The sequence below is a fragment of the Kribbella sp. NBC_01510 genome (assembly GCF_045040325.1).
Taxonomy (GTDB): domain Bacteria; phylum Actinomycetota; class Actinomycetes; order Propionibacteriales; family Kribbellaceae; genus Kribbella.
Window position 1 is genome coordinate 3,928,587 of sequence record NZ_CP109418.1, and the last position, 21,309, is coordinate 3,949,895.

The window sequence follows — 21,309 nt, forward strand, 5'->3', positions numbered from 1 at the left end:
ATGCAGAGCAAGCTGGACGTCCAGAAGGCGGATGTGCTCGCCAAGGCGGTGGCCGCGGGGACACATGGGCACGACAAGTCGGTGGATCCGGCGAAGCTGAAAACCTTCCTGGAGCGGTACTACCGGTACGTCGCCGCCGAGGACGTGGCCGAGCGGCAGCCGAACGACTGTCTGGGCGCGGCACGGCATCACTACAAGACCGCGATGTCCCGCCCGCAGGGTACGGCGAAGGTGCACGTCTTCACGCCGACCCTCGAGGAGTACGGCTGGTCGGCGAACGGCCGGACCGTGATCGAGATCGTCATCGACGACATGCCGTTCCTGGTCGACAGCGCCGCGATGGCGATCGCCGAACACAACATCGAGCTGCTGCTGCTGATCCATCCCCAGTTCGTGGTCCGCCGCGACATCGCCGGCACCCTGCACGAGGTCCTCGACGACACCGAGGCGACGGACGGGCACGACCTGGTCCGGGAGAGCTGGATGCACCTGGAGGTCGAACGGATCGCGGACTCCGCCGAGCACCGCGCCCTCGAGCAGGAGCTGCAGAAGGTGCTGCACGACGTGCGCGAGGCGGTCGAGGACTGGCCGAAGATGCACGAGAAGGCGGTTTCCATCGCCGAGTCGCTGAACGCGGCCGACCTGCCGGTCGGCGAGAACGAGGTGGAGGAGGCGCGCGAGCTGCTCGAGTGGCTGGCCGACGAACACTTCACCTTCCTCGGCTACCGCGAGTACGACTTCACCATGGAGGGTGACCAGGGCATCCTGCGCGGCCGGCCCGGGACCGGGCTCGGCATCCTCCGGCCGGACCCCAAGCCGGGGTCGGGCAAGCTCCCGCCCGAGGCGAGCGCGCGGGCGCAGGAGCGGAAGCTGCTCATCCTGACCAAGGCCAACTCGCGGTCCACCGTGCACCGGTCGACGTACCTGGACTACGTCGGCATCAAGCAGTTCGATGCGAACGGCGAGCCGGTCCGGGAGTGCCGGTTCATCGGTCTGCTCTCGTCGACGGCGTACACCGAGAGCGTCATGCAGGTGCCGGTGCTGCGGCGCAAGGCGCTGGAGCTGTTCCGGATGACCGGGTTCGACCCCAACAGCCACAGCGGCAAGGGTCTGCTCGACGTCCTCGAGACCTACCCGCGCGACGAGCTGCTGCAGGCGCCGGTCGAGGACCTGCTCCCGATCGTGCAGTCCGTGCTGCACCTGCAGGAGCGGCGTGCGGTCAAGCTGTTCGTCCGGCGGGACGTCTACAACCGGTACCTGTCCTGCCTGGTGTACCTGCCGCGTGACCGCTATACGACCGCGGTCCGGCTGAAGATGCAGCAGATCCTCAAGGACGCCATCGGCGCGGAGACCGTCACCTACGCCGCCTACGTGACCGAGTCCGTGCTCGCTCGCGTGCATTTCGTCGTCCGGATGAGCCAGGGCGAGACGGTCGGTGAGTACGACGCCGACCTGCTCGAGCAGAAGGTGATCGAAGCGACCCGCGCCTGGGCGGACGACTTCACCGCGGCTCTGCACGCGCAGGGTGGCGACGGTGCGGTCACCCAGCTGGCCCGGCGGTACGCGAACGCGTTCCCGGAGGCCTACAAGGAGGACTTCGACGCCCGCGTCGCGGTCAACGACGTCAACGTGCTGCAGGGCCTCCCGGCCGAGAACGGCCTGGCCATGTCGCTCTACAGCCCGATCGACGAGGAGTGGGAGGGCGAACGCCGCTTCAAGGTCTTCCGGACCGGTACGGCGCTCTCCCTGTCGCAGGTACTGCCGCATCTGACCCACATGGGTGTCGAGGTGATCGACGAGCGCCCGTACGAGATCCGCTGCGACGACGGCACCGCGGCGTACATCTACGACTTCGGGCTGAAGGCGCCGGAGGACACCGAGGAGCGCGAGGAGCTGCGCCGGCTGTTCTCCGACACGTTCCAGGCGGTCTGGGAGGGCCGGGCCGAGTCCGACGCGCTGAACGCGCTGGTACTGCGTGGCAGCCTGAGCTGGCGCCAGGTGTCGATCCTGCGCGCCTACCGCAAGTACATCCGGCAGGGTGGTACGCCGTTCAGCCAGAGCTACATCGAGAACGCGTTCCTGACCCACGTGGACATCGCGAGTCTTCTGGTCCACCTGTTCGAGGCCAGCTTCGACCCGGCCCGCGGTGCGGCCGACGACCCGGACCGGACCATGCGCACGGATCAGCTCGAGAAGGAGATCCTGGCCGCGCTGGACACGGTGAAGAGCCTGGACGAGGACCGGATCCTGCGGTCCTTCCTGACCGTGATGAAGGCGACGCTGCGGACCAACTACTACCAGCCCGGCCCGGATGGCCGGCCGCGGTCCTACATCTCGCTGAAGCTGGAGCCGAAGGCGATCCCGGAGCTGCCGGAGCCACGGCCGGCGTACGAGATCTTCGTGTACTCGCCGCACGTCGAAGGTGTGCACCTGCGCTTCGGCGCGGTCGCGCGCGGCGGGCTGCGCTGGTCGGACCGGCGGGAGGACTTCCGCACCGAGGTGCTCGGCCTGGTGAAGGCCCAGATGGTGAAGAACTCGGTGATCGTGCCGGTCGGTGCGAAGGGCGGGTTCTACGCCAAGCAGCTGCCCGACCCGGCCGTCGACCGGGACGCGTGGCTGGCCGAGGGCATCGCGTCGTACAAGACGTTCATCTCCGGGCTGCTCGACATCACCGACAACATTGTTGCCGGGGACATCGTTCCGCCGAAGGACGTGGTCCGGTACGACGGCGACGACGCCTACCTGGTGGTTGCCGCCGACAAGGGCACGGCGACGTTCTCCGACATCGCGAACGGGGTCGCGAAGGAGTACGGCTTCTGGCTGGGTGACGCGTTCGCCTCCGGTGGCTCGGTCGGCTACGACCACAAGGCGATGGGCATCACCGCCCGCGGCGCGTGGGAGTCGGTCAAGCGGCACTTCCGCGAGCTGGGCCACGACTGCCAGACCGAGGACTTCACCGTCGTCGGCGTCGGCGACATGTCCGGTGACGTGTTCGGCAACGGGATGCTGCTGTCCGAGCACATCCGGCTGGTCGCGGCGTTCGACCACCGGCACATCTTCCTCGACCCCGACCCGGTCGCGGCCACGTCGTTCGTCGAGCGGCGGCGGTTGTTCGACCTGCCGCGGTCGTCGTGGGCCGACTACGACGCGTCGCTGATCTCCGCCGGTGGTGGGATCTTCCCGCGGACCGACAAGGCGATCCCGATCTCGGCCGAGGTTCGCGATGTGCTCGGTCTCGAGGGCAGTCCGGCGACGCTGACGCCGGCCGAGTTGATGAACGCGATCCTGAAGGCGCCGGTCGACCTGTTCTGGAACGGCGGCATCGGCACCTACGTCAAGTCGACCGCCGAGTCGCACGCCGACGTCGGCGACAAGGCCAACGACGCGATCCGGATCAACGGCGCCGAGCTGCGCGCCCGCGCGGTGGGTGAGGGCGGCAACCTGGGCTTCACCCAGCTCGGCCGGATCGAGTACGCCGCCGGTGGTGGCCGGATCAACACCGACTTCATCGACAACGTGGCCGGCGTGGACACCTCCGACCACGAGGTGAACATCAAGATTCTGCTGGACAAGGTGGTCGCCGACGGCGACCTGACCGAGAAGCAGCGCAACGACATCATCGCTTCGATGACCGACGAGGTCGGCGTGCTGGTGCTGAAGAGCAACTACCGGCAGAACATCGCGCTGGCCAATGCGACCGCGCAGGCGCCGGCCCTGCTGCACGTCCACCAGGACTGGGTACGGCGGCTGGAGCGGCAAGGACTGCTGGACCGGCAGCTCGAGTTCCTGCCGAGCGTGGCCGAGTTCAAGAAGCGCAAGGCGGAGGGTCGCGGGTTGACCTCGCCGGAGCTGTCCGTGCTGATCGCGTACACGAAGATCGTGATGGAGGCGGAGCTGCTCAGGACGTCGCTGCCGGACGACGAGTTCCTGGCGCACAAGCTGGCCAGCTACTTCCCGAAGGCGATCCAGGAGCGGTTCGGCGAGCAGATCCAGGGCCATCAGCTGCGCCGCGAGATCATCACCACCCAGGTGGTGAACGAGTTCGTGAACACCTCCGGTATCACGGCGTTCCACCGGCTCTCGCTGGAGACCGGCGGGTCGGTCGAGGACGTCGTGCGCTGCAATCTGGCCGCGTCGCGGATCTTCTCGCAGCCCGAGCTGCTGTCCCGCAACGCCGAGCTGGACAACGTCGTCGACGCGGCGGTCCAGACGCACATGCGGCTGGAGACCCGGACGCTGGTCGAGCGCGCGACCCGCTGGCTGGTCAGCAACCGGCGCCCACCGCTCGACATCGACGACCTGATCGAGTTCTTCGGTCCCGGCATCGCCAAGCTCACCGCGGCACTGCCCGAGCTGCTGCGCGGCCGCGAGCTGGCGCTGTTCGAGCAGCGCCGGGAAGCCCTGGTGCAGAAGGGGGTCTCGCCCGACTTCGCGACCCGGATCGCGGTGCTGCCACCGGCGTACGCGGGGCTTGGTGTGGTCGAGACCGCGTCGCGCGACGACATCGACATCCTCGAGGTCGCCAAGGTGCACTTCGCGCTCGGCGAGCGGCTGCAGCTGGGCCGCTTCCTGGAACGCATCATCGGCCTGCCGCGCACCGACCGGTGGCAGACGATGGCGCGCGCCGCGCTGCGCGACGACCTGCATGCGGTGCACGCCCGGCTGACCCGTCAGGTGCTGGCCACGACGGACGCCTCGGCCGAGCCCGAGGACCGGGTGATCACCTGGCAGGACCAGAACGCGATCGCCCTTTCGAGGGCCGCGTCGATGCTCGAGGAGATTGTCGACACCGACGGCCCGGAGCTGGCCCAGCTGTCCGTCGGCCTCCGCCTGGTCCGGACCCTGATCGCGAATCAGGCCTGACAGCAACCACAGGTGGATCACCCTCGACCAGCCCAATCAGGCCGAACTCAGGTGAAGTCGTCCTCCACCGCCCCTGGAGGAGCCGTCGAACGATCGACGAACGTGGCGATGAAGTAGAGGATGGGGACCCCCGCGTAGATCACCAAGCTGGCCACTGGTGCGCTTTCGGAGATCAGGACTGCGAGCACGTACAGCACTATCTGCACGCCAACGATCAGTACCACCGCCGTCTTGGTGCGACGACTGATGGGTTCGTACAGCAGGTGCCGTCGGTTCGTTGCGTACGACCAGATGATCAGCCGCGTAATCGCTATCAGCACGAGCAGGAGCCCGAACAGCCGGAGCGCTACGGGCTCTCGGTCGTAGCGAGAGATGAGTGCCGCACCGAAGGGCAACAGGCAGAGCGGAAACAGATACAGGATGTTCAGCCACACCAGGGTGCGGTCCGTCCTCCGGATCAGCGCAAAGAGGTCGCGGTGTCCCGCCCAGGCGATCGCGGTCACGATGAAGCTGATGACAAACCCTGTGAGTGAAGGTCGGATCTCGTGCAACGCCTCGGCGAGGTCCTGACCCCCGGTGAGTTCCGGCACATGTATCTCCAGCACCAGCAGCGTGATGACGATAGCGATGACCCCATCGCTCAAGGCCAACACCCGGGCCGGATCGTGCAGGCGATCGTACTGACGTAGTTCCTGCGTCTGGTCCATGGTTCTCCCCCTCCTGGCTCACTGCTCGGTTCAGCATCGACGCTAGACCTCGAACACGAGCGCAGGAACGTTCGCGAGCTTTCGGGTACGGCGATGACCTACCTGCGCGCCGCGCTGCGCCGACGACCTGCATGCGGTGCACGCCCGGCTGACCCGTCAGGTGCTGGCCACGACTGACGCCACGACCGACGCCACGACCGACGCCACGACCGACGCCTCGGCCGAGCCCGAGGACCGGGTCATCACCTGGCAGGACCAGAACGCGATCGCTCTCTCGAGGGCCGCGTCGATGCTCGAGGAGATCGTCGACACCGATGGCCCGGAGCTGGCCCAGCTGTCCGTCGGCCTCCGCCTGGTCCGGACCCTGATCGCGAATCAGGCCTGACCGTCGCCGCGCCGACCTCGTCGCCCGGCTTGCGATAATGCGGGGTGTGCGAAGACTCGAGAACCTGGTTGGCGCGGCTGAGTATCCAGGGCGCGGTCTCGCCTTGGGTCGGGACCGGGACGGTGCCGGGTTCGCCGCGTACTGGCTGACCGGGCGCAGTCCGGCGTCGAAGCAGCGGAAGCTGGTGGTGTCCGCCGACGAGATCGTCGTACAGGACGTCTCGGGCGGATCCACCGACGACCTGCGGCACTACACCGCCGCCGTCCGTGGCGACGGCTGGATCGTCGTCGGCAACGGCACACAGGTCAGCGAACTGGCGGAGGCGCGCGCGGCCGGACGCGACCTGCAGCTGGCCCTGCGCGACCAAGCCTACGAGCCGGATCCGCCGATCCGGACTCCGCGAATCTTCGCGACCGCGTCGACCGACGGGACCGGCATCACGATCGGTTCGGCCCGCTCCCTACCCGGCGCGGAGGACCTGGTGCAGCATCCGTCGCTGTACATCCCCGAGTTGCCACCTGCCACGGCCGTCACCATCAGCACGTACGCCGGAACCGCCGCCGGCGTGATCACCTCCGGCATCCCGGAAGTCGTGTCCACCGACACCGCCTGGACGTCGGTCGCCGATCTCGTCTGGGGCCGGCTCGACCCGGGACTGCGCGTCGCCCTCTTTGTAGTGCCGCTCGACGCTCCGAGCTTCGCGGACGCGATCCAGCGCTGACCGGTGCGGCCGGTCAAGGCCGGACTCAAGCCACTCAGGACCGAGAAGGCGACGACGTGCCGCTTGACCGTCGTGGTGTGCTGGTTGACCGAGACGTACCCCACATCGGTGCACTGGTCAAAGTTGTTGCCGACGACAACAGTCATGTCGGCCGTGCGTTCTAGTGCCGCGTGAAGCAAGGTTGGGAGGTAATCCGGAGTGATCACCGCCTCGAAGCCCGTCCTGGCGGCCCGGCGCGGGGTTCACCCCTGATCTGGTCCCTTCACCCCCGGTATGCGGTGGGTAGAAGGGTGCACTTGCGAGGTTCTCCCCTGAAATTGACCCGGCCGGAGGGCGAGTGCGGTAACGACCTCGACGTTTCCTGGCGAGGCACCAGCGGTAACGCAATAGCTCGTGTCACTCCAGCGGTTGTCCAGAGCCCGGGGCGGTTGTGGACAACCTCATGTGAACGAAATCCCTTGAAAACAAGGGCATCCGGGTTTGAAAACTGTCGGCGGCGCCGCCTACAGTTTGTGTATGGAGATTCTCGGACAGTGACCGGTGTGGTCGATGAGCGGCATGGACATGCTGTCCACTCTCGACGCCACCTACGCCGAGATCGCCCGCCTGGAAACCCTCGCCCTGCACCTCATCGCCGGCCTCGACACCACCGGCCACGCCCACGAACTCGGAGCCGGCACCACCGCCCGGCTACTCACCTTCCGCTACCGCATCGACCCCACCAAGGCCCGCCGCGACGTCCACCTCGCCACCACCCTGCCCAAATACCCCGCCGTCGCCGCCGCCCTCCCCGACCCCAACCCCCTGACAGACAACCCAACGACCGATACCGGCGCCAGCGACAGCGACCTGACCGACGACGACGCGAGCGACAGCGACACGAGCGACAGGAATGGGAGCGACGGCGAGCACGGCGCGGCTGCGGATGGTGCGGGTGTGGATGGTGCGGGCGGGACCTGTGCGGGGGTGGGGGTGTTGTTGCATCCGGCGCAGGCCGAGGCGATCGTGGCCGCGCTGGACAAGATCCCGACCACCGTTCCGGCCGACGACCTGCAGGTCGCCGAACAGCAACTGGTCGAACTCGGCCGCACCCACGGCCCCCTCGACCTGCGCAAAGCCGGCCGCCTCGTCCGCGACCGCCTCGACACCGACGGCCCCGAACCCGCCGAACAAAAGCCTACGACCGCGAGTCGCTCACCCTGAAGAACGCCGCCAACGGCGTCGCGTTCACCGGCTACCTGGCCAACGACAACGCCGAACTGTTCCGCACCCTCATCCACACCCACGCCAAACCCCACAAAACCATCGACGGCGCCCCCGACCCCCGCCCCCGCACCAAACGCCAAGCCGACGCCCTCACCACCCTCCTCACCACCACAAACCCCACAGCGGGCACAGTCGCCACCTCCACCACCACGGCCGCCACCACACGCGCCGCCGCGCCCGCAGACACCGCCACAGCCGCCTCTGCGAGCGCCAGTGCGCCCACGGACACCGCCGACACCGCGCCCGCAGCGACCACCACCACCGACAGCGCCGACAGCGCCGACAGCGCCGACAGCGCCGACAGCGCGGACAGCGCCGGCAGCGCGGGCAGCGCCGGCAGCGCGGGCAGCGCGGGCAGCGCGGGCAGCGCGGGCAGCGCGGGCAGCGCGGGCAACCGTCAAGGGCGCGGGGCCGCTGCCGGGCACGGCTCGAAGCCACACATCACCGTCACCATCGACTACAACGACCTCAAGGCCGCCACCGCCGACAAACTCGGCCACCTGATCTACGGCGACGCCCTGTCGGCGGCCACCATCCGCCGACTGGCCTGCGACGCCCACATCCTCCCGATCGTGCTCGGCTCGGACTCCCAGCCACTCGACGTCGGCACCACCGTGCGGCTCGCCACCGGCCCGATCCGCAAAGCCCTCATCACCCGCGACAAAGGGTGTGTGTGCTGCGGCGCCCCACCCATCTACTGCGACGCCCACCACGTCATCAGCTGGATCGACGGCGGCGAAACCAAGATCACCAACCTCGTGCTCCTGTGCAAACGCTGTCACCGCGACCTCCACGCCGGCCACTGGACCATCCAGATCACCAACGGCATCGTCGAGGTCGCCCGCCCCGCCTGGGCCACCCCCGGCCCCGTCCCCCGCGACAGATACCGGCCACCAACCACCACACCCCACCCACCCCCGGCCACACCCACAACCAGCGCCACCACCGGCCGCGCACCCACGACCGACCCAACTACCGGTCACGCACCCACAACCGACCCAACTACCGGTCGCACACCCACGACCAACCCAACCACCGGCTGCGCACCCACCGGCTGCGCACCCACAACCAACCCAACCACCGGTCACCCACCCACAACCGACGCCACCACCGGTCGCGCATCCACGACCGGCGGAGCCGCGGGCGGCCCCGTCACCCGCGCCTGGCCACGCGACACCGACCCACCCTGGATCACCGCCGACGACACCGCACGCCTCAACCCCTGGGGCGACACCCCCGACGAACGACCCGTGCGCGCCCGGCCGCGCTCATCCGCCACCGACGTCGATCCGTGGGGCGAAGGATCCGGCGACAGGATTCGCGGCGTACCTACTGAGCCGGCCGAGAACGAGCCGGCCGACAATCGGCTGGTGAGTACAGGCGTCGATGTCTGGGGCGATGCCCTGGATCCAATCCCGGACGCTGATCGCGGCAGCAAGCCCCGCACAGATACCCGTGGCGCCTTCGACCCATGGGGCGACTCCGCGGAGCTTCGTGGCGCTGCCACCACCGCGGCGTAAGCCCGGCGGCAGGCCCAGGAGCGAGGTTGTGCTGGGACACCCGGCCCGCGAGCCCTGCGCCGGGCTCGCATCAGCCGCCGGCAGCCCGGCCGACAGCAACCGGCTTGCAGGCAGGCCTGGATCCGGCTGATGCTCACCACGCTGATCGGAGGGCCTCAGACACTGCTCAGTCGCGTAGACCCAGGCCGAGCAGGACGACACCTACAGGTTGGACCCGGCCGGCAACCAGTCGGCTGTCACTCCTGCGGCGCGAGCTCGCCGGGGACCAAGAGTTGCAACTGGATCGGTGATCACCAGCCGGTCTCCCGCACGGTTCCGGCGGGTACTCCGCAGGTCCTGTATCCGCACTGTCAGGCCTGCAGCAACGCGCAGGGGTTGTGGATCATCAACCTGATCCGGCAGGGCAAACTGTGAACCTCGACAACGATCAGGAGGAGTTCCCGGTGCTGAAGGCCGAGTTGGAGGCCGAGTTCCCGTATGGCGTGCTGCTCATCACCGACGCGGAGTCGACGGAGCAGATCCCATCCTGGGACTCGCCTGAGGAGCCGGTCGCGGTCGCCGCCAGTGCGCTGGTCGTCCGCGTCCGGCACGCGGGCGAGGGCGAGGGCGAGGTGACCGTGCTCGTCGTCGACTCGCCAGGCGACGCCGCCGGCGTCCAGATCTTCGCCGGTGAGCTCGAGGTGAAGAGCCGCGTACTGAAGATCTCGGACGCGCTGTCGGCTGCCACCACCGAGGTCCAGGTCACCTGATCCGGTGCCGGTGCAGACCTACGCCGACTCGACCGTGGAGGCGTCCCGCCTGTATGTCGTGCTGACCTGAGTGATACCCGGTCAGCGTTCGGAGACGACGACGTCTACTGAGTATTGGTCGGCTCGGTAGCAGTGGTTCCCGTATTCGACCGGGGAGCCGTCGGCGGCGTACGCGGAGCGGGTCATGGTGACGAGGGGCTCGGCCTTGGACATGTGCAGGGTGCGGCGCTCGTCGGCGGTGGCGTTGCGGGCGCCGATCCGCTGGCGGGCGACCGTGGGCCGGATCCCGCGGGCCCGGAGTACGGCGTACAGGCCGGTGCTGGTGAGTTCCTCGAGGCTCAGGTCTTTGAGTGCCGGAGGCAACCAGTTGCGCATGATCGCGAGCGGGAGGTCGTCGGCGTACCGGAGCCGGACGATCGATACCAGCGGCGTTCCGGTCGGGAGCTCGAGAACCGCGGCGGCGCGGTCGTCCTGTGCCTCGCAGTCGAGCGAGAGCACCTCGGTCCGCGGCGTCCGGCCCTCGCGCTCCAGGTCGTCGTACAGGCTGGTCAGCTCGGCCTTGCGGTGCACCATCTGGTTCGCGACCGTGGTGCCGATGCCGCGGCGGCGGATCAGCAGGCCCTGGTTGACCAGCTCGGCGATCGCCCGCCGCACCGTCGGCCGGGACAGGCCGAGGCGGTCCGACATGGCGATCTCGTTCTCGAACGCGTCGCCCGGGTGGAGTGAGCCACCGGTGATGGCAGCCGTCAGTTGCTCGGCCAGTTGGTGATAGAGCGGCACCGGACTGGTCCGATCGATGCTGACCGGAAGGGCAACCATGGCGGGGATGTTACATGAGGAAGGTATGTATGTCTCGACGTGAAAATGTGTTAACAAACTATTGACACCTCTTCCGTCGGCCGGGAAAGTTGCGGGCAACGAGCACAAGGCCGTACCGCGGCAGCATGAGCAGAGAGGTCTACGGATGCGGATCGGGTTGGTCGGGGTGGGACGGATCGGGGCGTTCCATGCCGCGACGCTGAAGGCGTTGCCGGCGGTGGACCAGTTGGTGGTCGCGGACGCCGATGCGAGCCGCGCCGAACTGGTGGCCAAGGACCAGGGTGCGGAGTTCGCGCCGGACGTCGAGGCGCTGCTGGCGAGCGGGCTGGATGGTTTCGTGATCGCGGCCGCGACCACGGCGCACGCGGACCTGATCGCCGCCGGTGTCGCGGCCGGCCTGCCGACGTTCTGCGAGAAGCCGGTCGCCATCGACCTCGCCGAGACCCGACGGGTGGTCGAGCTGGTCGAGGGTTCCGACGTACCGGTGCACATCGGCTTCCAGCGCCGCTTCGACGCCGGGTACCAGGCGGCCGCCGCGCAGGTGCGGTCCGGAGAACTCGGGTTCATCCACCACATCCGGGCGAACACGAACGACGCGTTCCCGCCGGCGAAGGAGTACATCCCGACCAGTGGCGGCTTCTTCCGCGACTGCACCGTGCACGACTTCGACATCATCCGGTACGTCACCGGCCGCGAGGTCGTCAGCGTCTTCGCCACCGGCGCGAACCGCGGCGAGTCCTTCTTCAGCGACTACGGCGATGTCGACGCGGCCGCCGCCCTGCTCACCCTCGACGACAACACCTTCGTCGCCGTGAGCGGTACGCGGTACAACGCCGCCGGCCACGACGTCCGGATGGAGATCCTCGGCAGCCTCGGCTCGATCGCGGTCGGTCTGGACGAGCACACCGCGTTGCGTTCGGCCGAGGCCGGTGTCACCTTCCCTGGCGGAGCGCCGCATCCGACCTTCATGGATCGGTTCCGCCCGGCGTACGTCGCCGAGCTGACCGCCTTCACCGAGGTCGTGGCAGGCACCCGCGAGGTGCCGTGCACGGTCCGCGACGCCTACCAGGCGTTCCGCACCGCGGACGCCTGCGAACTTTCCCGCCGCGAGAACCGCGTCGTCACTCTCGACGAGATCGCATGATTTACGAGCGCTCGAAGCCCGCATCGACAACAGAGGAGATCGGCCGATGACTGACCTTGCTCTCCGGATCGCCGGAGCCCCGATCTCCTGGGGCGTCTGCGAGGTCCCGGGGTGGGGCTGGCAGTACGACCCGCGGACGGTACTCACCCAGATGCGTGAGGTCGGTATCGCGGCGACCGAGTTCGGCCCGGACGGGTTCCTGCCCGACGATCCGGCCGAGAAGGCGAAGACCCTGGCCGACCTGGGCCTGCGAGCCGTCGGCGGCTTCGTCCCGGTCGTCCTGCACGACCCGGCGCACGATCCGTCCGCCGAGGTGGCCGAGGCCCTCGAAGGTTTCGTCGCATCCGGCGCGACCACCCTGGTCCTCGCCGCCGCGACCGGCCAGGAGGGGTACGACGATCGCCCGGTGCTGAACGAGGCCGGCTGGAACACCTTGCTGGCCAACCTGGACGAGCTGTCCGCGCTGGCCGCGGATCGCGGCGTGCTGGCCACGATCCACCCGCACGTCGGCACTATGGTCGAGAACGCCGACGACGTCGATCGCGTCCTGCGCGGTTCGTCGATCGGACTCACCCTCGACACCGGGCATCTCCTGATCGGCGGCGTCGACCCGGTCGAGCTGACGCTGCGGAACACGGGACGGATCAAGCACACCCACCTCAAGGACGTCGACGCCCAGTGGGCCGCGAAGGTCCAGGCCGGCGAGGTGAGCTACACCGACGCCGTCCGCCAAGGCATGTACCGCCCGCTCGGCGCGGGTGACATCGACCTCGCCACGATCGTGTCCACGCTGGAGCACGCCGGGTACGACGGCTGGTACGTGCTCGAGCAGGACACGATCCTGGCCGGCCCGCCGGCCGACGAGGGACCGGTGGCCGACGTCCGGGGCAGCATCGAGCACCTGCAGGCGATCGCGGGTGGGGTCTGATGGCGCACGACGTACTCACGATCGGGCGGATCGGGGTCGACCTGTACCCGCTGCAGGTCGGTACGCACCTGGAGGACGTGACGTCGTTCGGGAAGTTCCTCGGCGGTAGCGCGACGAACGTGGCGGTCGCCGCGGCACGGCACGGGCGCACGTCGGCGGTGATCAGCCGGACCGGCAACGATCCCTTCGGGACCTTCATCCACCGGACCCTCGGCGAGCTGGGCGTGGACGATCAGTTCGTCGCCCCGGTCGACGGGCTGCCGACACCGATCACGTTCTGCGAGATCTTCCCGCCGGACAACTTTCCCTTGTATTTCTACCGATTCCCGAAGGCGCCGGACCTCGTCATCAACCCGTCCGAGCTCGACCTCGACGCGATCCGGGACGCCCGGATCTACTGGTCGACCGTGACCGGGCTGTCGGCGGAGCCGTCCCGGTCGGCGCACTTCGCCGCCTGGGAGGCGCGCGGACGCAGGCCGATCACGGTGCTCGACCTGGATTACCGGCCGATGTTCTGGGCCGATCCGGGCGAGGCGCACGAGCAGGTCAGCCGCGCACTCGACCACTGCACCGTTGCCGTCGGCAACCGTGAGGAGTGCGAGGTCGCGGTCGGCGAGACCGATCCGGACAAGGCCGCCCAGGCACTGCTGGACCGCGGGCTCGACCTGGCTGTCGTCAAGCAGGGTCCGCGCGGCACCCTCGCCCGGACCCGGGACGAGCGGGTCGAGGTACCGCCGTTCCCGGTCGAGGTCGTGAACGGTCTCGGTGCCGGCGACGGGTTCGGCGGCGCGCTCTGCCACGGGTTGCTGTCCGGCTGGCCGCTGGAGAAGATCATCCGCTTCGCCAACACCGCCGGCGCCATCGTCGCCTCCCGCCTCGAGTGCTCCACCGCCATGCCCACCACCGCCGAAGTCCTCTCCTCCATGGGTGATGAAGCATGACCTCTGACCCGAATCCCGACGCCCGCCGGCAGATCCCCATCCGCCGGGCGGACCACGCCCCCGGACCCGACGACGAGCCGACCGTCATCGCCCGCCCCGGCGACCCGACCATCGCGGCCCACCGCCCCGGCCCGGACGACCCGACGACCGCGGCCCACCGCCCCGGCCCGGACGACCCGACCGTCGCGGCCCACCGCCCCGGCCCGGACGACCCGACCGTCGCGGTGCAGTCCGCGCCGACGCGGAGCCGGCCGGCACCTGGTGCGTATCCCACCTCTCCCGACGGCCAGACGACGGTCATCGCGGACGTCGACCTGCCCACCGAGCAACCGGTACCGCAGGCCGGGTATCCGGCCGCGCAAGGATTCGGCAGCCGGCTCGCGGAGTTGACCGAGATCCGCGTCCGCCATCCGGAGCGAGTCGCCGAAGCCTGGCAGCAGCGCCGGACCCGCGCGCTGGTCGGCGACGACGGCCGGCTGCTGATCGTGGCGGCCGACCACCCGGCGCGGGGCGCGCTCGGCGTCCGCGGCGACCGGATGGCGATGGCCAGCCGGCCCGACCTGATCGACCGGCTGCTGACCGCCTTGCAACGGCCCGGCGTCGACGGTGTCCTCGCGACGCCCGACGTACTCGAGGATCTGTTGCTGCTCGGCGCGCTCGAAGGCAAGGTCGTCATCGGGTCGATGAACCGCGGCGGCCTGCAGGGCGCGTCCTTCGAACTCGACGACCGCTTCACCGCCTACCGCTCGGCGGAGGAGATCGCCGCCCGCAGGCTCGACGGCGGCAAGATGCTGACCAGGATCGACCTGGCCGACCCGGGCACGGTGGCCACGCTGGATCACAGCGCCGCCGCGGTCACAGGGCTGGCCGACCACAAGCTGATGGCGATGGTGGAGCCGTTCTGGTCCACCCGCACCGACGACGGGCGGGTGACGAATCTGCTCGACCCGGACTCGGTGATCAAGTCGATCCAGATCGCCTCCGGTCTCGGCGCGACCAGCGCGTACACCTGGCTCAAGCTGCCGGTCGTCGACGACCTCGAACGGGTGATGGAGGCGACGACCCTGCCGACGCTGCTGCTCGGTGGTGACCCGACCGGCGCGCCGGAGGCGACGTACGCGGCCTGGGGAAAGGCGCTGATCCTGCCCTCGGTCCGTGGCCTCGTCGTCGGCCGGGCGCTGCTGTTCCCGCCCGACGGTGACGTGGCGGCCGCGGTCGACCACGCCGCGGCCCTCGTCCACGGAGGTGCCGCATGACCGAGCGTAGCGAGGGCATCAGAAGACACAGTCCGACTTGTGCCTCATGGGCGCCCGGAGCGAAGCGAGGACGTCCATGAGTCGGTGGTTCCGGCCGCGGGGTTCGACGGCGCGCGACGGCTTCGAGGTGATGGTCGGGCCCGGTGAGCGGGACTGGCACCACACCGGGCTCTCGATCCGGACGTTGCTTCCCGGCCAGTCGGTCGAGATCGACACCGGCGACTGCGAGTACCTCGTCCTGCCGTTGAGTGGCTCGGCCGAGGTGATCGTCGACGGCGAGACCGAGCCGCTCGGCGGGCGCGCCGACGTCTTCGCCGGCCCGACCGACCTCGCCTACGTGCCCCGCGGTACGACGTTCGCGGTCGTCAGCGCCGGTGGCGCCCGGGTCGCCTTTCCGAACGCGAAGGCAGCCCAGGACTACCCGTTCCGCCGGATCGGCGTCGAGCAGGTGGAGACGGAGCTGCGCGGTGCCGGCGTCGCCTCCCGGCAGGTCCGGAACTTCGGTACGCCGGGTGTCCTCGAAGCGGACTCGATCATCGCCTGCGAGGTGCTCACCCCGGCCGGAAACTGGTCGTCGTACCCACCGCACAAGCACGACGAGCACAAGCCTGGCCACGAGAGCGAGCTCGAGGAGATCTACTACTTCGAGCTGCAGCTCTCGGACGATGCACCGGAAGGTGTCAAGGGCAACGATCCGATCGGCTACCAGCGGGTCTACGGCACCGAGGACCGGCCCATCGACGTGCTGGCCGAGGTCCGCAGCGGCGATCTGGTGCTGGTCCCGCACGGCTGGCACGGCCCGGCGATGGCGCCGCCCGGTTACGACATGTACTACCTGAACGTGATGGCCGGCCCCGGCACCGAACGCCAGTGGCTGATCACCGACGACCCACAGCACGCGTGGGTCCGCGAGCTGTGGAATACCCAGCAGGTCGACCCCAGACTTCCCCTTGGAGAGCAGCGATGACGACAGGGCTGTCCCGGACCGTGCGGCTGACCGTCGCCCAGGCACTGGTGCGCTTCCTGAGCGTGCAGTACTCCGAGCGCGACGGCCAACGGCAGAAGTTGTTCGCCGGATGCTTCGGCATCTTCGGGCACGGCAACGTCGCCGGTGTCGGCCAGGCGCTGCTGCAGTCCGAACTGGCCGACCCCGAGGCGCTGCCCTACATCCTGGCCCGCAACGAGCAGGCCATGGTGCACACCGCCGCGGCGTACGCGCGGACCACGAACCGGCTGCGGACCTACGCCTGTACGGCGAGCATCGGGCCCGGCTCGACGAACATGCTGACCGGTGCCGCGCTCGCGACGGTCAACCGGCTGCCGGTCCTGCTACTGCCGTCGGACACGTTCGCCTCCCGGGTCGCGACCCCGGTACTGCAGGAGCTGGAGAACCTCGGCGCCGGCGACATCAGCGTGAACGACGCGTTCCGACCGGTGTCGCGGTACTTCGACCGCGTCAGCCGGCCCGAGCAGCTGCCGTCCGCGCTGCTGAACGCGATGCGCGTGCTCACCGACCCGGTCGAGACCGGCGCGGTCACCCTGGCGTTGCCGCAGGACGTGCAGGCGGAGGCGTACGACTGGCCGGAGGAGCTGTTCGCCGAGCGCGAGTGGCATGTGGGGCGGCCGTTGCCCGAGGCAAGCGTCCTCGATCAGGCGGCGAAGCTGATCCGCAACTCGCGGCGTCCGTTGATCGTCGCCGGTGGCGGCGTGGCGTACGCCGAGGCGAACGACGTACTGCGGACGTTCGCGGAGGCGACCGGGATCCCGGTCGGGGAATCCCAAGCAGGCAAGGGATCGCTGCGCTACGACCACCCGCAATCGGTCGGAGCGATCGGTTCGACCGGAACAACCGCGGCGAACGCACTCGCCGAGTCGGCCGACCTCGTGATCGGTATCGGCACCCGCTACGCCGACTTCACGACCGCGTCCAGGACCGCGTTCCAGAACCCCGACGTACGGTTCGTGAACATCAACGTGGCCAGGTTCGACGGCGGCAAGCACGCCGGTCTGCCGGTGGTGGCCGACGCCCGGGAGGCGCTGACCGCGCTCACGACCGCGCTCGACGGGTGGTCGGTCGACGACGACTACCGGGCGGAGACCGCGCGGCTGGCGAGCGAGTGGGACGCGATCGTGGAGCAGGCGTACAACCCGCCGGCCGAGGTGACCGGCAAGCTGGCCGCCGGACTGCTCACCCAGGGCGAGGTGCTGGGCGCTGTGAACGAGCTGTCCGATCCACGCGACGTCGTCGTCTGTGCGGCCGGCTCGATGCCGGGCGACCTGCACAAGCTCTGGCGGACCCGCGACGGCAAGGGCTACCACGTCGAGTACGGCTACTCCTGCATGGGCTACGAGATCGCCGGCGGGATCGGCGTACGACTCGGCGCCCCGGACCGGGACGTGTTCGTGATGGTCGGGGACGGCTCCTACCTGATGATGTCGACCGAGTTGGTCACCGCGGTGCAGGAGAACGTCAAGGTGATCGTCGTCCTGGTCCAGAACCACGGGTTCGCCTCGATCGGCGCGCTGTCGGAGTCGCTCGGCTCCCAGCGGTTCGGTACGTCGTACCGCTACCGCACCGGAGACGGCCGGCTGGACGGCGACCACCTGCCGGTCGACCTGGCCGCGAACGCCCGCAGTCTCGGCGTCGAGGTGATCGAGGTCGAGAGCCGGGCCGAGTTGGAGAAGGCGATCGGGATCGCGAAGGCCGCGGCCGGGCCGGTGCTGATCCACGTCCGGACCGATCCGTTGATCGGTGCCCCGGACAGCGAGTCGTGGTGGGACGTCCCGGTCAGCGAGGTGTCGACGCTCGAGTCGACGACTGCCGCGCGGACGGCGTACGAGGAGTTCAAGGCCGGCCAGCGCGCCTACGTGGCACCGGTGACGTACACACGGGAGACGGAGGACTGATCGGTGGCGGACAGACTCACTTTTCGGGGACACGCGAATCCACGGGCCGGAGGCGCTTCGGCTCTGCAGGTAGGAGAAGTCGTGGAAGAAGGGGAAGAGAGATGTTCAGATCTGGCAGGCGGCGGCTGCTGACCGCCGCGGTCGTTGTGAGTCTGGTGGTCACAGCGGCCTCGTGCAGCAGCAGCGGGGGGAAGAAGGCGGAGCAGGCGGCCGCCGGCGGCGCGGCGGCCGGTCAGGCCGACACGCCGAAGATGACGGTCGCGATGATCACCCACGGCGCGCCCGGTGACACCTTCTGGGACATCATCCAGAAGGGCGCCAAGGCCGCGGCGGCGAAGGACAACGTCGACCTGAAGTACTCGTCCGACCCGTCGTCGGGCAACCAGGCGAACCTGATCCAGAGCGCCATCGACAGCAAGGTCGACGGTATCGCGGTCACGCTGCCGGACCCGCCGGCCCTGATCCCCGCGGTGAAGAAGGCCATCGCAGCGGGCATCCCGGTGGTCGCGCTGAACGCCGGCATCGGTTCGTTCGAGCAGTCGGGCGCGCTGTCGTACTTCGGTTCGGACGAGACCGTGGCCGGAGAGGCCGGCGGTCAGCGAGCCACCGAGGGTGGCTACAAGCACCTGCTGTGCGTGATCCAGTTCCAGGGTCAGGTTCAGCTCGAGGATCGCTGCAACGGTGTGAAGAACACCTTCAAGGGGCAGTGGACCAAGATCTACGTCAACGGTTCGGACCGGCCGTCGGAGCAGTCCACGATCGCCGCGAAGCTGAAGCAGGACCCGAGCATCGACTTCATCATCACCCTGGGCGCGTCGGACGCGCTGGCGGCGATGAACGCGGTGAAGGACTCGGGCAGCACGGCCAAGGTCGGCACCTTCGACTTCAACCCGCAGATCCCGGCGAAGATCCAGTCGGGTGAGCTGCAGTTCGCGATCGACCAGCAGCCCTATCTGCAGGGCTACGAATCGGTCGACTCGCTGTGGCTGTACAAGAACAACGGCAACATCATCGGCGGTGGCAAGCCAACGCTGACCGGGCCGTTCCTCGTCGACAAGCAGAACGTCGACTTCGTGGGCAAGTTCGCTGCCGGCGGGACCCGGTAGTCCGATCGGGCCACCGCCTGCGGTGGCCCAGTCGGGACTGAGACTAGGAGGTCTCCATGACCCAGACACTGGCTGCCAGTCCGGCACCACCGGCACAGGACGAGCGCGTCGGCCGCAGGTCCGCCGTTTCCAGGCTGCTGGCCCGTCCCGAGCTCGGGGCGCTGGTCGGCGCGATCGTCATCTATGCCGTCTTCTTCATCGTGGCCCCGCCGTTCCGGGACGCCACGTCGTTGTCCACCGTCCTCTACTCGAGCTCGGTGTACGGCATCCCGGCGATCGCCGTCGCGGTCCTCATGATCGGCGGTGAGTTCGACCTGTCGGCGGGTGTCGCCGTCACCAGTTCGGCCCTCGTCGCCTCGATGTTCAGTTACCAGTTCACCGCGAACATGTGGCTCGGGGTCGTGGTGTCCCTGGTGGTCGCGCTCGGGATCGGCTTCGTGAACGGCTATCTCGTCGTCAGGACGGGGATTCCGAGCTTCCTGGTGACGCTGGGCACGTTCTTCATGCTGCGCGGCCTCAACCTGGCGCTGACCAAGCAGGTCACCGGGAACGTCGCGACCAACGACGTGTCGAACATCGACGGCTTCGGCTCGGCCCACAACGTGTTCTCGTCCCAGTTCACCGTCGGCAGCGCGACGATCAAGATCACCCTGCTGTGGTGGCTCCTCTTCATTGTCTTGGCGACGTGGCTCCTGCTCCGTACGAAGATCGGCAACTGGATCTTCGCCGTCGGCGGTTCGGCCCCGAGCTCCCGCGCGGTCGGCGTGCCGGTCAAGCGGGTGAAGATCGGGATGTTCATGGGCGTCAGCTTCCTGGGCTGGTTCATCGGCATGCACACGCTGTTCGCCTTCAACACGGTGCAGTCGGGCCTCGGGGTGGGCAACGAGTTCATCTACATCGTCGCCGCCGTGGTCGGTGGCTGCCTGCTCACCGGTGGGTACGGTTCCGCGATCGGCGCCGCGATCGGCGCCTTCATCTACGGCATGGCCGAGCTCGGCATCGTCTACGCCGGCTGGAACCCCGACTGGAAGTACTTCTTCCTGGGCGTGCTGCTGCTGGGCGCCATCCTGCTCAACACCTATATCCGTCGACGTGCGGAGGCATCACGATGACTGTGACCACGGAAGCTCCCGCCAAGGCGCCGCTGGTTCGGCTCAGCGCCTGTGACAAGAACTACGGCAACATCATCGCCCTGGGCGGCATCTCGCTCGAAGTGGACGCCGGTGAAGTGACCTGCGTGCTCGGGGACAACGGGGCCGGCAAGTCGACGCTGATCAAGATCATCGCCGGTCTGCACCAGCCGACCCACGGCTCCTACGAGGTCGAAGGGGAGGAGGTCACCTTCGGGTCGCCCCGGGAGGCGCTCGAGCGGGGGATCGCGACGGTGTACCAGGACCTGGCCGTCGTACCGCTGATGCCGGTCTGGCGGAACTTCTTCCTCGGCAACGAGGTCAGCAAGGGCGTCGGGCCGCTCCGCCGGATGGACATCGACCTGATGCGGAAGACGACCAAGAAGGAGTTGCTCGACATGGGCATCGACCTTCGCGACGTCGACCAGCCGATCGGGCAGCTGTCCGGTGGCGAGCGGCAGTGTGTCGCCATCTCCCGGGCGGTGTACTTCGGGGCGAAGGTGCTGATCCTGGACGAGCCCACCGCCGCGCTCGGGGTGAAGCAGTCCGGAGTGGTGCTGAAGTACATCGTCCAGGCCCGGGACCGCGGCCTCGGCGTCATCTTCATCACCCACAACCCGCATCACGCCTACCCGGTCGGCGACCGGTTCCTGCTGCTCAAGCGCGGCAAGACGCTCGGGTACTACAAGAAGGACGAGATCACCCGGGACGAACTCACCGCGCTGATGGCCGGCGGCGCCGAACTCGAGGAACTGCACCACGAGCTCGAGCAGGGCGGCGGTGCGGTCGCCGAGGCGGCGCAGGTGCTGTCGGAAGAGGTCCAGGAACTCGGCATCACCGAACGGCCCACCGCCTCCTGACCAGCCG

General features: G+C 68.8%; 18 protein-coding genes. 15 read left to right on the forward strand and 3 right to left on the reverse strand.

The window, feature by feature from the left end; translation table 11 throughout:
• Window positions 1-4,863, forward strand: a complete 4,863-nt coding sequence (locus tag OG558_RS19540; RefSeq protein WP_405071531.1) for an NAD-glutamate dehydrogenase — start codon at window positions 1-3, stop codon at window positions 4,861-4,863.
• Window positions 4,864-4,910: 47 nt separating this feature from the next.
• On the opposite strand, the gene OG558_RS19545 is transcribed toward OG558_RS19540, so the two are convergent.
• Complete coding sequence (locus OG558_RS19545) at window positions 4,911-5,570, reverse strand: TMEM175 family protein (RefSeq protein ID WP_405071532.1); 660 nt, start codon at window positions 5,568-5,570, stop codon at window positions 4,911-4,913.
• 136 nt (window positions 5,571-5,706) lie between these two features.
• Here OG558_RS19545 and OG558_RS19550 point away from each other — a divergent pair, with 136 nt between their 5' ends.
• The 3 genes from OG558_RS19550 to OG558_RS19560 all read left to right on the forward strand — a co-directional run bounded on the left by OG558_RS19550 (window position 5,707) and on the right by OG558_RS19560 (window position 7,879).
• A complete protein-coding gene (locus OG558_RS19550) occupies window positions 5,707-5,955 on the forward strand; it encodes a hypothetical protein (protein WP_405071533.1) in 249 nt (82 codons plus the stop codon).
• 46 nt (window positions 5,956-6,001) lie between these two features.
• Window positions 6,002-6,676, forward strand: coding sequence for an IMP cyclohydrolase (locus tag OG558_RS19555; protein WP_405071534.1), 675 nt, complete (start codon window positions 6,002-6,004; stop codon window positions 6,674-6,676).
• A 549-nt stretch (window positions 6,677-7,225) separates the two neighbouring features.
• Complete coding sequence (locus tag OG558_RS19560; RefSeq protein ID WP_405071535.1) at window positions 7,226-7,879, forward strand: hypothetical protein; 654 nt, start codon at window positions 7,226-7,228, stop codon at window positions 7,877-7,879.
• 31 nt (window positions 7,880-7,910) lie between these two features.
• Here OG558_RS19560 and OG558_RS19565 read toward each other — a convergent pair whose 3' ends face one another.
• Window positions 7,911-8,336, reverse strand: coding sequence for a hypothetical protein (locus OG558_RS19565; RefSeq protein ID WP_405071536.1), 426 nt, complete (start codon window positions 8,334-8,336; stop codon window positions 7,911-7,913).
• A 178-nt stretch (window positions 8,337-8,514) separates the two neighbouring features.
• On the opposite strand from OG558_RS19565, the gene OG558_RS19570 reads away from it, so the two are divergent.
• Both OG558_RS19570 and OG558_RS19575 read left to right on the forward strand, forming a co-directional pair.
• On the forward strand, window positions 8,515-9,462 hold the full coding sequence (locus tag OG558_RS19570) for an HNH endonuclease (RefSeq protein ID WP_405071537.1): 948 nt from the start codon (window positions 8,515-8,517) through the stop codon (window positions 9,460-9,462).
• Window positions 9,463-9,872: 410 nt separating this feature from the next.
• Entirely contained in the window at window positions 9,873-10,211 is a 339-nt protein-coding gene (locus OG558_RS19575; protein ID WP_405071538.1) for a hypothetical protein, read from the forward strand.
• Window positions 10,212-10,292: 81 nt separating this feature from the next.
• On the opposite strand, the gene OG558_RS19580 is transcribed toward OG558_RS19575, so the two are convergent.
• Window positions 10,293-11,030, reverse strand: coding sequence for a GntR family transcriptional regulator (locus tag OG558_RS19580; RefSeq protein ID WP_329474374.1), 738 nt, complete (start codon window positions 11,028-11,030; stop codon window positions 10,293-10,295).
• 145 nt (window positions 11,031-11,175) lie between these two features.
• On the opposite strand from OG558_RS19580, the gene OG558_RS19585 reads away from it, so the two are divergent.
• The 9 genes from OG558_RS19585 to OG558_RS19625 all read left to right on the forward strand — a co-directional run bounded on the left by OG558_RS19585 (window position 11,176) and on the right by OG558_RS19625 (window position 21,302).
• Complete coding sequence (locus OG558_RS19585) at window positions 11,176-12,174, forward strand: Gfo/Idh/MocA family oxidoreductase (RefSeq protein WP_405071539.1); 999 nt, start codon at window positions 11,176-11,178, stop codon at window positions 12,172-12,174.
• A 46-nt stretch (window positions 12,175-12,220) separates the two neighbouring features.
• Window positions 12,221-13,102, forward strand: a complete 882-nt coding sequence (locus OG558_RS19590) for a sugar phosphate isomerase/epimerase family protein (RefSeq protein WP_405071540.1) — start codon at window positions 12,221-12,223, stop codon at window positions 13,100-13,102.
• On the forward strand, window positions 13,102-14,043 hold the full coding sequence (iolC, locus tag OG558_RS19595; protein WP_329474377.1) for a 5-dehydro-2-deoxygluconokinase: 942 nt from the start codon (window positions 13,102-13,104) through the stop codon (window positions 14,041-14,043). The genes OG558_RS19590 and iolC overlap by 1 nt, the downstream gene beginning before the upstream one ends.
• A gap of 386 nt (window positions 14,044-14,429) precedes the next feature.
• Window positions 14,430-15,299, forward strand: coding sequence for a deoxyribose-phosphate aldolase (locus OG558_RS19600; RefSeq protein WP_405072183.1), 870 nt, complete (start codon window positions 14,430-14,432; stop codon window positions 15,297-15,299).
• A 76-nt stretch (window positions 15,300-15,375) separates the two neighbouring features.
• Complete coding sequence (iolB, locus tag OG558_RS19605) at window positions 15,376-16,266, forward strand: 5-deoxy-glucuronate isomerase (RefSeq protein WP_405071541.1); 891 nt, start codon at window positions 15,376-15,378, stop codon at window positions 16,264-16,266.
• A complete protein-coding gene (gene iolD / locus OG558_RS19610) occupies window positions 16,263-18,206 on the forward strand; it encodes a 3D-(3,5/4)-trihydroxycyclohexane-1,2-dione acylhydrolase (decyclizing) (RefSeq protein WP_405071542.1) in 1,944 nt (647 codons plus the stop codon). Before iolB ends, iolD begins: the two co-directional genes overlap by 4 nt.
• Before the next feature lie 101 nt (window positions 18,207-18,307).
• Entirely contained in the window at window positions 18,308-19,312 is a 1,005-nt protein-coding gene (locus OG558_RS19615) for a sugar ABC transporter substrate-binding protein (RefSeq protein WP_329474381.1), read from the forward strand.
• A gap of 56 nt (window positions 19,313-19,368) precedes the next feature.
• Window positions 19,369-20,424: an ABC transporter permease gene (locus OG558_RS19620; RefSeq protein ID WP_405071543.1), complete on the forward strand. Its 1,056-nt coding sequence runs from the start codon at window positions 19,369-19,371 to the stop codon at window positions 20,422-20,424.
• Window positions 20,421-21,302 (forward strand): ATP-binding cassette domain-containing protein, encoded by an 882-nt coding sequence (locus OG558_RS19625; protein ID WP_328523522.1) that lies wholly within the window; start codon window positions 20,421-20,423, stop codon window positions 21,300-21,302. The genes OG558_RS19620 and OG558_RS19625 overlap by 4 nt, the downstream gene beginning before the upstream one ends.
• The last annotated feature ends 7 nt before the right edge of the window (window positions 21,303-21,309 follow it).

What these genes read in the sequence shown, in the direction of transcription:
- OG558_RS19545 (WP_405071532.1), bottom strand. Translation starts at nt 5,570, where the DNA reads ATGGACCAGACGCAGGAACTACGTCAGTACGATCGCCTGCACGATCCG.
- OG558_RS19560 (WP_405071535.1), top strand. Translation starts at nt 7,226, where the DNA reads ATGAGCGGCATGGACATGCTGTCCACTCTCGACGCCACCTACGCCGAG.
- OG558_RS19625 (WP_328523522.1), top strand. Translation starts at nt 20,421, where the DNA reads ATGACTGTGACCACGGAAGCTCCCGCCAAGGCGCCGCTGGTTCGGCTC.
- OG558_RS19590 (WP_405071540.1), top strand. Translation starts at nt 12,221, where the DNA reads ATGACTGACCTTGCTCTCCGGATCGCCGGAGCCCCGATCTCCTGGGGC.
- OG558_RS19620 (WP_405071543.1), top strand. Translation starts at nt 19,369, where the DNA reads ATGACCCAGACACTGGCTGCCAGTCCGGCACCACCGGCACAGGACGAG.
- OG558_RS19615 (WP_329474381.1), top strand. Translation starts at nt 18,308, where the DNA reads ATGTTCAGATCTGGCAGGCGGCGGCTGCTGACCGCCGCGGTCGTTGTG.
- iolC (WP_329474377.1), top strand. Translation starts at nt 13,102, where the DNA reads ATGGCGCACGACGTACTCACGATCGGGCGGATCGGGGTCGACCTGTAC.
- iolD (WP_405071542.1), top strand. Translation starts at nt 16,263, where the DNA reads ATGACGACAGGGCTGTCCCGGACCGTGCGGCTGACCGTCGCCCAGGCA.
- OG558_RS19585 (WP_405071539.1), top strand. Translation starts at nt 11,176, where the DNA reads ATGCGGATCGGGTTGGTCGGGGTGGGACGGATCGGGGCGTTCCATGCC.
- OG558_RS19540 (WP_405071531.1), top strand. Translation starts at nt 1, where the DNA reads ATGCAGAGCAAGCTGGACGTCCAGAAGGCGGATGTGCTCGCCAAGGCG.
- OG558_RS19580 (WP_329474374.1), bottom strand. Translation starts at nt 11,030, where the DNA reads ATGGTTGCCCTTCCGGTCAGCATCGATCGGACCAGTCCGGTGCCGCTC.
- iolB (WP_405071541.1), top strand. Translation starts at nt 15,376, where the DNA reads ATGAGTCGGTGGTTCCGGCCGCGGGGTTCGACGGCGCGCGACGGCTTC.